Genomic DNA, 13,953 nt, shown 5'->3' with positions numbered 1-13,953 from the left:
TCGTGGCAGCGCGAGCGTCCCTAGGGCGTGAGGTCGACGGTGCGCGGCGGGTCGGCGCCCGGTCGCGAGCACGTGATCGCCGCGGCGCTGCAGGCGTACATGCCGAGATCCGTGAGCTCGGTGACGTCCAGCTCGTCTGCTGCCGGCCAGGAGTATGCGGCGCACCACGACAGGACGGCGGCCATGAACGAGTCGCCGGCGCCGATCGTGTCGGCGACCGTGATGCGCGGTGCCTCGATGCGGGCGACGACCCCGGAGCTGGCGATGACCGCGCCGTCGCCGCCGAGGGTGATCGCCACGAGGGCGCCGTCGGCGGCGAGCTTCTGGGCCAGCGCGTCGTGCTCAACTCCGGGGAACAGCACGGCGGCGTCCTCGTCGCTCATCTTGATGACGGTGGCGTGCGGGGCGATCGCCTCGAACGTACGCCGCCACGCCTCGTGATCCGGCTCGACCGTGAGGCGGATGTTGGGGTCGAAGGACACCGGCACGCCCAGGGCGTCGGCCATCACGACCAGATCGGCCACGAGGGTCGCGCCCGGCTCGAGGGACGTGCCGAGCGAACCCACGTGCACGACCTCGAACGCGCCGGGATCGGGCAGCGCCGCGGGGTCCCAGGTCAGGTCGAACTCGTACGTCGCGCTGCCGTCCTCGGCGAGCGTGGCCCGGGCGCTGGACGTCCGGGCCGGGGCGGGTTCGAGGGCGTCGAGCACGACGTCGGACTCGTAGAGCCGGTCGCGCAGCAGGTCGCCGTACGCGTCGTCGGCGAGCTGTGCCGCGAGGTGCGTCGGCACGTCGAGGCGGGCCAGGCCGACAGCGACGTTGAACGGCGACCCGCCGGCGTGTGGCTCGGGCTCGGCGCCCGGACGCTGGACGACGTCGACCAGTGCCTCGCCGACGATCAGGGCGGTCACGCGTCCGCGCCGATCGACAGTGCCGCGCTGGGTGCCAGCGGCAGGTCGGGCAGCGTCAGGGCGTTGAACGCGTGATAGGCGTCGGGCTTGCCCCGCCACGTGCGGCTCGTGAGCTGCATGCCGGGGGACATCTCGTGGTGCCACGCACCGGTGTCGGGGTCGATGTAGTGCTCGTCGATCTCGTTCCACCATCGTTCGGCGAGCCCGGCATAGACGGGCTTGGCGGACCACGTGTGCAACGCCTCCGCTGCCAGGACCGCCTCTGCCATGACCCAGTGGAACCGCTCCTCGACGATGGCCTCGCCGTGCCAGTCGGTCGTGTAGGGCAGGCCCGGCTGGTCGTCGCTGACGGCGTCGTCGACCGCCCGCGCGAACAGCGCCTCGGCAGCCTCGCCCAACCAGGGGCGGGGGTCCTCCATCCCGGCGGCGAGCTGCAGCAGCAGGCGGGACCACTCGAATGCGTGCCCGGGGGTCGCGCCGAACGGCCGGAACGGGTCGGCGGGCTGGTCCTCGTTGTAGGTCGGGACGGGCGTCCAGTCGTGGTCGTAGTGCTCGGGGATGCGCCAGTCGTGCGCCCGGGCGTGGATGCCGATGATGCGCTCGCAGATCGCGAGCGCGCGGCGCCGCCAGATGTCGTCGCCGGTGACGTCGGCGGCGAACAGGTAGGCCTCGACGGAGTGCATGTTGCTGTTGGCGCCGCGATAGGCGTCGACGTGTGACCAGTCCTCGCTGAGCTCCTCGACGCAGCGGCCCTCGTCGGGATCCCAGAACCGCTGGCTGTGCACCAGGGCCGCCTCTGTCAGGAGCTCCTCGGCCCCTTCGACCCCGGCCGCCTTGGCGCTCGACGCCGCGAGCAGCACGAAGGCGTGGCCGTAGCAGCCCTTGGCCCGGTCGGGGACGTCGCCGTCGAAGCCGACCCGGTCGTACCAGCCTCCGTTGACATCGTCGTGGAACACCGTGGCCAGCGCCCGTACGCCGTGGGTCGCCAGCTCCAGTGCCTTGTCGTCACCCGCGAGGTAGGCGAGGGAGAACACGTACGTCATGCGGGCGTTGATCCACAGCTCGAGGACCTTGTCGCGGTCAGGGCCGCCGGTGTCGTCGAGCCAGTAGAACCCGCCCTCCGGCCGCAACGACCGACGGGCGAACGCCAACAGCTTCCTGCGCGCACGGTGTCGCCACGCGACGCTCCCCGGATAACTCATGCTTCGGCCTCGCCACAGCTCATGGCTCCAACCTACGACCATCAGGGTGTGCTCAGGGGTCGCTGGGGGTCGGTCCCCGATGTGGCGAAAGGGCCACCGGCAGCAGGCTGAGGTCATGACATCGACACGTAGTGCTGCGGCACGCACGGGGCGGCGGTCGGCATGATCCGCGCCCAGGGACTCACCAAGACGTACGACGGCAAGGTGGCCGTCAACGGCATCGACTTCACCGTCGAGCCAGGCCGCGTCACCGGCTTCCTCGGCCCCAACGGCGCCGGGAAGTCCACGACCATGCGCATGATCCTCGGCCTCGACGCACCGACCAAGGGCACGGTGTCCGTCAACGGTCACCGGTATGCCGCGTCACCGGCGCCGCTCCGTGAGGTCGGTGCGCTCCTCGAGGCGCACGCCGTGCACCCCGGCCGCTCTGCCCGCAACCACCTGCGCTGGCTCGCCGCCAGCAACGGCATCCCGACGACTCGTGTCGGCGAGGTGCTCGAGCTCGTCGGGCTCGACTCGGTGGCCGCGCAGCGGGCCGGGCGCTTCTCGCTCGGCATGGGCCAGCGTCTCGGCATCGCGGCCGCACTGATCGGCGATCCGCCGGTCGTGATGCTGGACGAGCCGGTCAACGGCCTCGACCCCGAAGGCGTCCGCTGGGTGCGATCGCTCGCCCGCCAGCTCGCGGACGACGGCAAGACCGTCTTCGTGTCGAGCCACCTGATGTCGGAGATGGCTCTGATGGCCGATCACCTGATCGTCATCGGTCGCGGCGCGATCCTCGCGGACAGCCCGATCCAGGAGTTCATGGCCGAGCACGCCTCGGCGTACGTACGCGTGAAGGCTCCCCAGACCACCGACGTCGAGGCTCTCCTCGTCGGCCGGGGACTCGACGTCACGCGCACGGACGACGAGCTGCGGGTCCAGGGCCTCGACGCTCCCGCGATCGGCGAGCTCATCGGCAGTCACGGATTCCTCCTGCACGAGCTGACCCTCGTACGCTCCTCGCTCGAGGACGCGTTCATGGAGCTCACCGCCGACAGCGTCGAGTACCACGCCCGGACGGAGGTCGCGGCATGACAACGCTTGCTGCGCCGCCGACGAGCGGCTCCCTCGGACGTACCGTCAGGTCCGAGTGGATCAAGGTCGCCAGCATCCGGTCGACCTGGTGGACGACGCTCGCGATGATCGTCCTGGGCGCCGGCTTCACCACGATCATCTCCGGGGTCGTCGCCGGTGACATCGCCAGCGGCAAGAGCGGGGACTCGCCCGGTGAGTACATCACCCAAGGCCTGATCTTCAGCCAGATCTCGGCCGTCGTGATCGGTGCGCTGGTGGTCACCTCCGAGTACGGCACCGGGCTGATCCGCGCGACGCTGGCGGCGACCCCGGTACGTTCGAGGGTCCTGGCGGCCAAGGCGATCGTCCTGAGCGGCTTCCTGTTCGTCGTCGGCACCGTCACGGCGTTCCTGGGCTACTTCGGCGGCAATGCGTTCTTCAGCAACAAGGGCATCGGCATCTCCTTGGGTGACGAGCACATCCTGCGGTCGATGTTCGGCGCCGGGCTCTACATGGCCGGCCTCGGACTGCTCGCTGCCGCCGTCGGACTGCTCGTCCGTCACACGGCCGCGGCGATCTCGATCGTCCTCGCGCTGGTGTTCATCATCGGCCAGGTCGTGTCACTCATCCCTGGCACGTTCGGTGAGTGGGTCATGAAGCTCATGCCCGGCAACGCCGGCCCCGGCATCGTCGTCCCGGTCTCGTTCGGCGACAACATGCTGTCCCCGTGGACCGGCTTCGCGGTGTTCGTCGGCGAGATCGCGCTGCTGAGCCTCGTGGGGTTCGCGCTGTTCCAGAAGCGGGATGCCTGAGCGAAGAACGAGGCCCCGCCACTCGTGTGAGTGGCGGGGCTTCGTGCGTACGGGTTACTTCACGACCGGGAGGGTCAGCGCCTGGCTCGTGCTGCCGCTCGTGATGCCGACGGTGTTGAGCGTCAGGCCGCCGCGGTAGTTGGTCGAGCCACCCGCAACCGTGAGCCGCAGCTGGTGGCCGGTCGCGAACCGGTGCGAGATGGCCGGCAGCGTCACGGTGAACGGCTTGGTGACGTCCGGCACGCGTACCGGCGCGATCAGGTTGTGGATCAGCGATGCCTTGCCGGCCGGGTCGACGTCGAGCACCTTGACGAACACCACGAGCTGGCCGGTCGAGCCGAGGCCCTGCGTGAGCGCCGCGGTGGGCGAGCTGACCTGCAGACGAAGGCTCGGCGAGCCGACCACGTCGACGTTCTTGGTCAGCGCCGCCGTCGTCCACGATGCCGCTGTGCCGGGCAGGTCGAGCTCGGGCAGTGGCAGCGCGCTGCCGACGACGTCCAGCGGATCGATCGACGTCGGGAGCCCGGCGATCGGCGTCAGGAAGCTCTGTGTCGCGACCTTGAGCGCCGACGAGCTGGTCGTCAGGGCCGATCCGGAGAGGTAATACTTCGTCGCGGTGCCGACCGGATAGGTCGACGCCGAGCCGTATGCCGGGGTCGCGATGCCGGTGTAGGGCACCCAGTCACGGAAGTACGCGAACTCCGGGCCGGTGCTGGCGGACGACCCCTTGAGGTAGTGGTCGAGCCAGTCCGAGACCCGGCGCGTCACGTGCTCCGTGGCCGGGTTCGGTGCTCCGAAGCTGAACTCGCCCGGCGCGTTGGGCCCGGAGTGGCCGCCGCTGAACCAGATCATCTTGGTCGGGGTGCCCTGGGCCTGGAGGGCGCGATAGTTGGCGACGCCCTCGTTGAGGTTGAACAGGGTGTCGTTCTGGCCCTGGACCACCAGCGTCGGGATCGTCACCTTCTTGACGTAGCTGCTGACCGAGGCGTGCCGCAGGGAGGCCGTCGTGGACGGGTCGACCGTGCCGGTCGTGGCGGCGACGAGCAGGGCCGGGCAGACGAAGAACGCGAAGTTGGGGCAGCCGATGAGACGCCCGGGATCGCCGGCGGCGTTGGTGACACCGTCGGCGATCCCGATCCCCGAGAAACCAAGGGCCCACACCAGCTTGGCGGCACCGGGCGTCGAGGTCTGGACGCCGGTGGTCTGCGAGGTGTTGTTGGGCGAGAGGGAGTACGACAGGTCGCTCCAGGTGATGACCGGGACGATCGTGTCGACGCGCTTGTCGACGGCGGCGGCCGCGAACTGCACCTGGCCGCCGTACGAGCCGCCGACCATGCCGACGCGGGGGTCGTTGGCGGCGGCGTGCCCCGTGTGGTCCTTGGCGTCGCGCTGCACGACGTTGAGGACGGGGGCCGGAATCGTGTGCTTGGCGTCGGCGAACGCGATGCCGCTCTTGCCGCCGAGATAGCTGACGAGCTGGCTGGCGGCCTTGCCGTCCCAGTCCGGGTCGTCGAGGGTGATCTTGCAGCCCGAACCGCCGAAGCCGAGGCCCGAGTAGCTCAGCACGGCGTATCCGCGGCTGGCGAATCGCTGGCCGAGGCCGGCCTGGTCGTCCTTGGAGCCGCCGAAGCCGTTCGTCGTGAGGAGCGCGGGCACGCGGTGGGCCGACGTGGCGGTCGACGGGGTGTAGAGGTCGCCGACGATGTCGCACACCTCGGAGCCGGTCGGGCCGATGTTGACCTTGAAGTGCAGCGGCGTCACCTTCACAGTCACGGCGGCCTGGGCGCTGGTCGGCGCGGCGACGAGCGGCGCGGCGGCGAGCGCCAGGGCCGCGAGGGCGAGGAGGGGACGGCTCGTGCGCATGTGACTCCTAGTGGGTGTTACCGATCAGTCACCCAACGAGCCAGGTGTGGCTCAGGTCACGTACGCCGGAGGCGGCGGGCGATCTCGGCGGCCGTCGCGCGTACGTCCGCGACCATGTCGCCGGCCGGTGCGCGGCTCTCCCAGGTGACCGCGACCGAAGCATGGATCGTGCCGGCGTCGATGGGCGCCGCGATCGACGCGAACCCCTCGGTGACCTCCCCGTCCTCGGTTGCGTATCCGCGTTGTCGAGTCGTGACGAGCAGCCGACGCAGCTCGGTCGGCGACTGCGGACCGGCACCGGTGCGCGACGTGAACGCGGCCTTGCCGGGATAGAGCGCCGTCACCTGCGCGGCCGGAAGCGAGGCGAGGATCGCGCGCCCCGAGGCGGTCAGGTGCGCCGGCAGGCGTACGCCGACATCCGTGACGAGGGGCGGCCGTCCGGGGGCGCGCTCCTCGATGACGTAGAGGACGTCGGCGCCGTGCAGGACGACGAGGTGTGCCGACTGGCCGACCCGGTCGACCAGCCGGGCCAGCGGCGTACGGGCGAGGCGGGCCAGCGGCTCCTGCCTGGCGAAGCCGTGACCGACCTCCCATGCCGCGATGCCCATGCCCCAGGTGCGGTCCTCCGGGTAGTGGACGACGAAGTCCTCGGCGGCCATCGCGGTCAGCAGGTGGTACGCCGACGACCGGGGCAGGTCGAGCGCGCCGGCGATGTGCGTGGCCGAGACCGGGACCGGCTGCCCCGACAGGAAGCGGAGCACCCGCAGGGCGGCGGTGGCGGCGGGCACGGGTCGGGACATGGCACCAGTGTCTTGTATGCGAGACAGGATCCGCCCGTGGAGTGTGGCGGGGCGAGTCCCGCAGGCGTGCAATGGACTCATGGCACATGTGACGGTGGGAGTGGGCGCGATCGCGCCGGAGGATGTCGTGCGCGTGGCGCGCGAGGGTGCCACGGTCGAGCTGAGCCCGGACGCCCGTGACGCGATCAAGCGCGCTCGGGCGTACGTCGACGAGCTCGCCGCGTCGGACGTACCGGTCTACGGGATCTCGACCGGCTTCGGCGCGCTGGCGACCCGGCACATCGAGCCCGGCCTGCGCACCCAGCTGCAGAAGAGCCTGATCCGGTCGCACGCCGCGGGCACGGGACCGCGCGTCGAGGACGAGGTGGTGCGGGCGCTGATGCTGCTGCGCCTCTCGACCCTCGCGAGCGGGCACACGGGCGTACGCCTGGAGACTGCCGAGGCGTACGCATCGATGCTCAACGCCGGGCTGACGCCGGTCGTGCGGGAGTACGGCAGCCTCGGCTGCTCCGGCGACCTCGCGCCGCTGTCGCACTGCGCGCTGGCGGTGATGGGTGAGGGCGAGATCGACGACCACGGCGTCGTACGCCCTGCGGCCGAGGCGCTCGCAGCCCACGGGCTCGAGCCGGTCGAGCTCGCCGAGAAGGAGGGCCTCGCGCTGATCAACGGCACCGACGGGATGCTCGGCATGCTCGTCCTGGCGCTGCACGACCTGCGCCGGCTGCTCGACACCGCCGACCTCGCTGCCGCGATGAGCATTGAGGGGCTCATGGCGACGGACCGCGTGCTGGCGGCCGACCTGCAGGCGCTGCGCCCGCACCCGGGTCAGGCCGAGTCGGCGGCGCACATGGCGGCGTTGCTTGCTGGGTCGCCGATCGTCGCGAGCCACCGGCACGGTGACGGCCGGGTGCAGGACGCGTACTCGCTGCGCTGCGCCCCGCAGGTGCACGGCGCCGCCCGCGACACCCTCGAGCACGCGGCGACGGTCGCGGGCCGCGAGCTCGCGTCGGCGATCGACAACCCGTCGGTGCTCGACGACGGGCGCATCGAGTCGCACGGCAACTTCCACGGCGCACCGCTGGCGTACGTGCTGGACTTCCTGGCGATCCCGGTCGCCGACGTCGCGAGCATGAGCGAGCGACGGACGGACCGGTTCCTCGACGTGACGCGCAGCCAGGGCCTGCCGCCGTTCCTCGCCGACGACCCCGGCGTCGACTCGGGGCACATGATCGCCCAGTACACGCAGGCTGCGATGGTCTCCGAGCTCAAGCGGCTCGCGGTGCCGGCGAGCGTCGACTCGATCCCGTCGAGCGCGATGCAGGAGGACCACGTGTCGCTCGGCTGGTCCGCCGCCCGCAAGCTGCGGACGTCCGTCGACCTGCTGACCCGGGTGCTGGCGGTCGAGATCATCACGGCCGCCCGTGGCATCGACCTGCGGGCCCCGCTCGAGCCGTCGGCCGCGACCGGTGCCGCGATCGCCCTGCTGCGTACGCGGGTCGACGGCCCCGGACCTGACCGCCACCTGTCACCCGACCTCGAAGCCGCCACGGAGCTCGTCCGCGACGGCTCCCTTCTGGACGCTGCTCACTCAAGGAGTTCCCGATGACCCGACCCACAGTTCGTGCTGCCCACGGCTCGACCCTGACCGCGAAGTCGTGGCAGACCGAGGCGCCGATGCGCATGCTGATGAACAACCTCGACCCTGAGGTGGCCGAGCGCCCCGAGGACCTGGTCGTCTACGGCGGCACGGGTCGCGCGGCGCGGAGCTGGGAAGCGTACGACGCGATCGTCCGCACCCTCGAGACCCTCGAGGACGACGAGACCCTGCTGGTGCAGTCCGGCAAGCCGGTCGGCGTCTTCCGCACGCATGAGTGGGCGCCGCGCGTGCTGATCGCCAACTCCAACCTGGTCGGCGACTGGGCGACGTGGCCGGAGTTCCGCAAGCTCGAGGCCGAGGGCCTCACGATGTACGGCCAGATGACCGCGGGCTCATGGATCTACATCGGCACGCAGGGCATCCTGCAGGGGACGTACGAGACGTTCGGCGCAGTGGCGCGCAAGCGGTTCGGCGGCACCCTCGCCGGCACGTTGACGCTGACCGGCGGCGCTGGTGGCATGGGCGGCGCGCAGCCGTTGGCCGTGACGATGAACGACGGCGCGGTGATCGTCGTCGACGTCGACGAGACCCGGCTCGAGCGGCGGGTCAAGCACGGCTACCTCGACGAGTACTGGACCGATCTCGATGAGGCGATCGACCGTGCGGTGGCCGCCAAGAACGAGCGCCGGGCCCTGTCGGTCGGCATCGTCGGCAACGCGGCGACCGTGTTCACCGAGCTGCTCGAGCGCGGCGTGCCGGTCGACATCGTCACCGACCAGACCAGCGCGCACGACCCGTTGAGCTATCTCCCCGAGGGTATCTCGGTCGCCGACTGGCACGCCGAGGCCGAGCGCGACGCCGCCGGGTTCACCGACCGGGCGCGCGCGTCGATGGCCAAGCACGTACGCGCGATGGTCGGCTTCATGGATGCCGGCGCCGAGGTCTTCGACTACGGCAACTCGATCCGCGAGGAGGCCCGGCTCGGCGGGTTCGAGCGCGCCTTCGAGTTCCCCGGCTTCGTGCCGGCGTACATCCGGCCGCTGTTCTGCGAGGGCAAGGGCCCGTTCCGCTGGGCCGCGCTGTCGGGCGATCCGGCCGACATCGCCGCGACCGATCGCGCGATCCTCGAGCTGTTCCCCGAGGACGAGCACCTGGCGCGCTGGATCACCAAGGCGCAGGAGAAGGTGCACTTCGAGGGCCTGCCGGCGCGCATCTGCTGGCTCGGCTACCAGGAGCGGCACCTCGCCGGGCTGCGCTTCAACGAGATGGTGGCCTCCGGCGAGCTGAGCGCTCCGGTCGTGATCGGCCGCGACCACCTCGACTCCGGATCGGTCGCGTCGCCCTACCGCGAGACCGAGTCGATGGCCGACGGCTCCGACGCGATCGCCGACTGGCCGCTGCTCAACGCTCTGCTCAACACCGCGTCGGGTGCCACATGGGTGTCGATCCACCACGGCGGTGGCGTCGGCATCGGCCGATCGATCCACGCGGGTCAGGTCATCGTCGCGGACGGCACGGACCTCGCTGCTCAGAAGATCGAGCGCGTCCTGGTCAACGACCCGGGCACCGGTGTCATGCGCCACGTCGATGCGGGCTACGACCGCGCCGCCGAGGTCGCCGAGGAGCGCGGTCTCCGCGTCCCGATGCTGGAGGGTCCGACCGGTGGTTGAGGAGCGGAGGCCGCCTGCGGCCGTAGCCTCGAAACCACGAGACGCGCGATGACCCTTGACGACATCGCCTCGATCGGGCGGGATGCGGGGACCGGCGGCTATCGGCGGTTCGCGTGGACCGATGCCGACATGGAGCTGCGGGAGTGGTTCGCCGGTGAGGCGGCGGCTCGTGGCATGGAGCTCGTCGAGGACGGCAACGGCAACCAGTTCGCGTGGTGGGGCTCAGGCACCGACGCGCTGCTGATCGGTTCGCACCTCGACTCGGTGCCCGACGGCGGAGCGTACGACGGACCACTCGGCGTCGTCTCGTCGTTCGCCGCCGTTGACCGGCTCCGCGCCGACGGACTCGCCCCGAGCCGGCCGGTCGTCGTGGGCAACTTCGCCGACGAGGAGGGCGCCCGGTTCGGCATCGCGTGCGCCGGATCGCAGCTCGTCACCGGAGCGCTCAGCGCCGACAAGGCCCTGGGCCTCAAGGACCGCGACGGCCTCACGATGGCCGAGGTCATGACCGCCCGCGGTCGTGACCCGCGCAACGTCGGGCGTACCGACCTCCTCGACAGCATCGGGACGTTCGTCGAGCTCCACGTCGAGCAGGGCCGATCGCTGGTCCACTCAGACGCGGCCGTCGGCGTCGCGACCGCGATCTGGCCGCATGGCCGCTGGCGGCTCGACTTCTGTGGTGAGGCCAACCACGCCGGGGCCACGCTGATGCAGGACCGACACGATCCGATGCAGGCGTACGCCGCGACGGTCCTGGCCTCCCGCCAGCTCGCCACTGACGCCGGTGCGCGGGCGACGTTCGGACGGCTCGAGGTCGAGCCGGGTGGCACCAACGCGATCCCGTCACGCGTACGGGCGTGGCTCGACGCCCGCGCAGCCGACGAGGGTGAGCTCGACCGGATGGTCGACGACCTCGTTGGCCAGGCGCGCGCCGCGGCCGACCGCGACGGCACGACGGTCACGCTCACGGCCGAGTCGGTCAGCCCGGCCGTCGAGTTCGACGTGCCGCTGCGCGACCGGCTCGCCAGCTTGCTGGACGCACCCGTCCTGCCGACCGGCGCCGGCCACGATGCGGGAGTCCTCAGCCCGTACGTGCCGACCGCGATGCTGTTCGTCCGCAACCCGACCGGCGTCTCGCACTCGCCGGCAGAGTTCGCCGACGAGGCGGACTGCGAGGCCGGCGTCGATGCCCTGACCGCGGTCGTGAGGTCCCTCGCGTGACGACCGTCCCGGCCTTCGCCAACTGCCACAGCCATGTGTTCCACCGGGCACTCCGCGGCCGGGTCACCGGCGCCGACTCGTTCTGGACGTGGCGCGACCAGATGTATGCCTTGGCGGCGGTGCTCGACCCCGACCTGCTGTTCGACCTGGCCCGGGCCACGTACGCCGAGATGCACCTCGCGGGCATCCGCAGCGTCGGCGAGTTCCACTACCTGCACCACGGCCCCGACGGCCAGCCGTACGACGACCCGAACGCGATGGGCGAGGCACTGATCGCCGCCGCCCGCGAGGCCGGCGTACGCATCGCGCTGCTCGACACGTGCTACCTCGCGGCAGGGTTCGGCCTTTCGACAAGCTCAAGGAGCAGAGAAGTCGAAGGCGTGCAGCGGAGGTTCAGCGACGGCGATGCCGACAGCTGGGCGACGCGGGTCGAGGATCTCGCCCGCAAGCACGCCGGCGAGGACGACGTCGTGATCGGCGCCGCGATCCACTCCGTACGCGCCGTCCCCCGCGACCAGCTGCCCACCGTGGCGTTTGCGTTCCCGTTTGCGCCGCTGCACGTGCACGTCTCGGAGCAACCCGCCGAGAACGACGAGTGCCTCGCCGCCACGGGTCTGACCCCGGTCGCGCTGCTGGGGGAGGCCGGGGCGTGGACGCCGCGGACGACTGCCGTGCACGCCACCCACCTCACGCCTGACGACATCGCGACTCTGGGGGATGCCCGGGCGTACGCGTGCTTCTGCCCGACGACCGAGGCCGAGCTCGCCGATGGCATCGGGCCGAGCGTGGCGCTCCGCGAGGCCGGCGCGAGGCTGACACTGGGCTCGGACAGCAATACCGTGATCGACATGTTCGCCGAGGCCCGCGCCGTCGAGATGCACCAGCGCCTGGCTTCGGGTGTGCGAGGCGCCTGGACCGCAGAGCAGCTGTGGCAGGCCGCGGGTGCGACGGGTCACGGGTCGCTGGGCTTCGCTGCGGGGGACCCGATAGAGGTCGGCGAGTCCGTACGCACGGCCGGCGCGGACGAGCTGCTGTGGGCGGCGAGTGCGGAGGACGTCGTCGGGGACCGCGGCGATGTCGCGCATCGGCTAGCGGCGGCGATCGACGCGTGCTGGAGTCGCACATGACCTCGCACCTGGTGACCAACATCGGCGAGCTCGTCACGTGGGACGCCGACCGGCCGATCCTGCACGACGCCGCGCTCGTCGTCGAGGGCGGCCGCGTCTCCTGGTTCGGGCATCGTGTGGATGCGCCGGCAGCCGACTCCTCGAACGATGTCGGCGGTGCCGCCGTGATCCCCGGGTTCGTCGACTCGCACACGCACCTCGTGTTCGCCGGCGACCGCTCCGCGGAGTTCGAGGCACGGATGACCGGCGAGCCGTACGCCGCCGGCGGCATCCGCACGACCGTCGCCGCCACGCGGGCCGCGCCCGACGAGCAGCTCCGCGCCAACGTCGCGCGCCACCTCGCGGAGATGCGGGCGCAGGGCACTACGACCGCCGAGATCAAGAGCGGCTACGGCCTCACGGTGCTCGATGAGGCGAGGTCGCTCGCGATCGCGCAGGAGTTCACCGAGGAGACCACGTTCCTCGGCGCCCACGTCGTCCCCGACCTTTCGACAGGCTCAAGGGGCGACGTCGCGGCGTACGTCGACCTGGTCACCGGGGCGATGCTCGAGAAGTGCGCACCGTACGCCCGGTGGATCGACGTGTTCTGCGAGGACGGTGCGTTCGGCGCGGACGAGGCGAGGACGGTGCTCGAGGCTGGCATCGCCGCCGGGCTGTTGCCGCGCATCCACGCCAACCAGCTCGGCCACGGCCCCGGCGTGCAGCTTGCGGTCGAGGTCGGCGCGGCCGCGGCCGACCACTGCACGTACCTCAGCGATGCCGACGTGGACGCCCTCGCCGGCTCGGGCACGGTCGCCGGGCTGCTGCCGGGCGTCGAGTTCTCGACCCGGCAGCCGTACCCGGACGCCCGCCGGCTGATCGATGCCGGTGTCACGGTCTCGCTCGCGACCGACTGCAACCCCGGGAGCTCCTACACGTCGTCGATGCCGTTCTGCGTCGCCGTCGCCGTGCGCGACATGGGCATGAGCCCGCGTGAGGCCCTGTGGTCGGCGACCAAGGGCGGGGCGCTGTCTCTGCGTCGCGACGATGTCGGTCATCTCGCCGTCGGCGCCACGGCCGACTATGCGGTGCTCAACGCCCCGTCCTTCGTCCACCTGGCCTACCGTCCCGGCGTCCCACTGGTGGCGGCCGTCAGCTGATCCCACTCGGCCGCGACGGGTTCGGTCCCGTGGCGCCGCCGGTGCACGCCCGACGCGACGATGAGGCAGCCGTATGCAATCACGGTCGCCGCTGTCCGTACGACATGCGCGACCTGCCAGTGGTCGCGGTCGCTGGCCCAGTCGCTCGGCGGGTGGGCGACCGACCAGTCACGCTGGTCGGCGTTGATCGGCAGGTTGATCACGACGGTGACGATGAAGACGACCAGCAGGAGCACCAGCGCGACCGAGTGCAGGCCGAGTCCGGGTCTGCCCCACTTCAATCCCACGCAGAACAGCACGATCGTGGCGACGGCCGTCGGCAGCAGGGTCGCGGTCGCGAGTGCATCCAGGTGGTCGAGCTCGACCTGCCGGACCTGCGTGTAGACCGAGGCGCCGGCGTCCCGCAGGGACAGCTCGAGCACCATCACCGTGATCAGGAAGCCCGTGAAGATGCCGCCGAACACCAGGCCGACGACCCTGGCGACCGCCTCGATCATGCCGCCGCCTCCTCGGAGAAGCAACGGTAAGGAGGCCGCGGCATGAAGTCCTGATTTT

General features: G+C 71.2%; 12 protein-coding genes. 7 read left to right on the top strand and 5 right to left on the bottom strand.

Annotated elements, in window-relative coordinates:
- Window positions 1-20: 20 nt before the first annotated feature.
- Both BOSE46_RS19270 and BOSE46_RS19265 read right to left on the bottom strand, forming a co-directional pair.
- Complete coding sequence (locus BOSE46_RS19270; RefSeq protein ID WP_159541809.1) at window positions 21-911, bottom strand: carbohydrate kinase; 891 nt, start codon at window positions 909-911, stop codon at window positions 21-23.
- Window positions 908-2,113 (bottom strand): AGE family epimerase/isomerase, encoded by a 1,206-nt coding sequence (locus tag BOSE46_RS19265; protein WP_159541807.1) that lies wholly within the window; start codon window positions 2,111-2,113, stop codon window positions 908-910. The genes BOSE46_RS19270 and BOSE46_RS19265 overlap by 4 nt, the downstream gene beginning before the upstream one ends.
- Before the next feature lie 162 nt (window positions 2,114-2,275).
- On the opposite strand from BOSE46_RS19265, the gene BOSE46_RS19260 reads away from it, so the two are divergent.
- Window positions 2,276-3,190 (top strand): ABC transporter ATP-binding protein, encoded by a 915-nt coding sequence (locus tag BOSE46_RS19260; protein ID WP_159541805.1) that lies wholly within the window; start codon window positions 2,276-2,278, stop codon window positions 3,188-3,190.
- On the top strand, window positions 3,187-3,981 hold the full coding sequence (locus tag BOSE46_RS19255) for an ABC transporter permease (protein WP_159541803.1): 795 nt from the start codon (window positions 3,187-3,189) through the stop codon (window positions 3,979-3,981). Before BOSE46_RS19260 ends, BOSE46_RS19255 begins: the two co-directional genes overlap by 4 nt.
- A 54-nt stretch (window positions 3,982-4,035) precedes the next feature.
- Here BOSE46_RS19255 and BOSE46_RS19250 read toward each other — a convergent pair whose 3' ends face one another.
- Window positions 4,036-5,844 carry a CocE/NonD family hydrolase gene (locus BOSE46_RS19250; protein WP_159541801.1) on the bottom strand — a complete coding sequence of 603 codons (1,809 nt, stop codon included), beginning with the start codon at window positions 5,842-5,844 and terminating at the stop codon, window positions 4,036-4,038.
- Between the two features lie 56 nt (window positions 5,845-5,900).
- A complete protein-coding gene (locus tag BOSE46_RS19245) occupies window positions 5,901-6,644 on the bottom strand; it encodes an IclR family transcriptional regulator (RefSeq protein ID WP_159541799.1) in 744 nt (247 codons plus the stop codon).
- A gap of 79 nt (window positions 6,645-6,723) precedes the next feature.
- Here BOSE46_RS19245 and hutH point away from each other — a divergent pair, with 79 nt between their 5' ends.
- Genes hutH through hutI form a run of 5 tightly spaced genes read left to right on the top strand, consistent with a single transcriptional unit; the run spans window position 6,724 to window position 13,398 of the window.
- Window positions 6,724-8,250, top strand: a complete 1,527-nt coding sequence (hutH, locus tag BOSE46_RS19240) for a histidine ammonia-lyase (protein ID WP_159541797.1) — start codon at window positions 6,724-6,726, stop codon at window positions 8,248-8,250.
- Window positions 8,247-9,911 carry a urocanate hydratase gene (gene hutU / locus BOSE46_RS19235; RefSeq protein WP_159541795.1) on the top strand — a complete coding sequence of 555 codons (1,665 nt, stop codon included), beginning with the start codon at window positions 8,247-8,249 and terminating at the stop codon, window positions 9,909-9,911. Before hutH ends, hutU begins: the two co-directional genes overlap by 4 nt.
- Before the next feature lie 48 nt (window positions 9,912-9,959).
- The gene (locus BOSE46_RS19230) at window positions 9,960-11,132 is read left to right on the top strand and encodes an allantoate amidohydrolase (RefSeq protein WP_159541793.1); all 1,173 of its coding nucleotides are present in this window, start codon (window positions 9,960-9,962) and stop codon (window positions 11,130-11,132) included.
- A complete protein-coding gene (locus tag BOSE46_RS19225; protein WP_236551805.1) occupies window positions 11,129-12,259 on the top strand; it encodes a formimidoylglutamate deiminase in 1,131 nt (376 codons plus the stop codon). The genes BOSE46_RS19230 and BOSE46_RS19225 overlap by 4 nt, the downstream gene beginning before the upstream one ends.
- Entirely contained in the window at window positions 12,256-13,398 is a 1,143-nt protein-coding gene (hutI, locus tag BOSE46_RS19220; protein ID WP_159541791.1) for an imidazolonepropionase, read from the top strand. Before BOSE46_RS19225 ends, hutI begins: the two co-directional genes overlap by 4 nt.
- Here hutI and BOSE46_RS19215 read toward each other — a convergent pair.
- Window positions 13,359-13,895 carry an anthrone oxygenase family protein gene (locus BOSE46_RS19215; RefSeq protein ID WP_159541789.1) on the bottom strand — a complete coding sequence of 179 codons (537 nt, stop codon included), beginning with the start codon at window positions 13,893-13,895 and terminating at the stop codon, window positions 13,359-13,361. The two genes, hutI and BOSE46_RS19215, sit on opposite strands and share 40 nt — an antisense overlap.
- Window positions 13,896-13,953: the final 58 nt, after the last annotated feature.

Origin of the sequence: Aeromicrobium sp. 9AM (assembly GCF_902506105.1) — a bacterium.
Lineage (GTDB): Bacteria > Actinomycetota > Actinomycetes > Propionibacteriales > Nocardioidaceae > Aeromicrobium.
The sequence above is the reverse complement of the archived record's forward strand: the minus strand, read 5'-3'. Positions and strand labels throughout refer to the sequence as shown.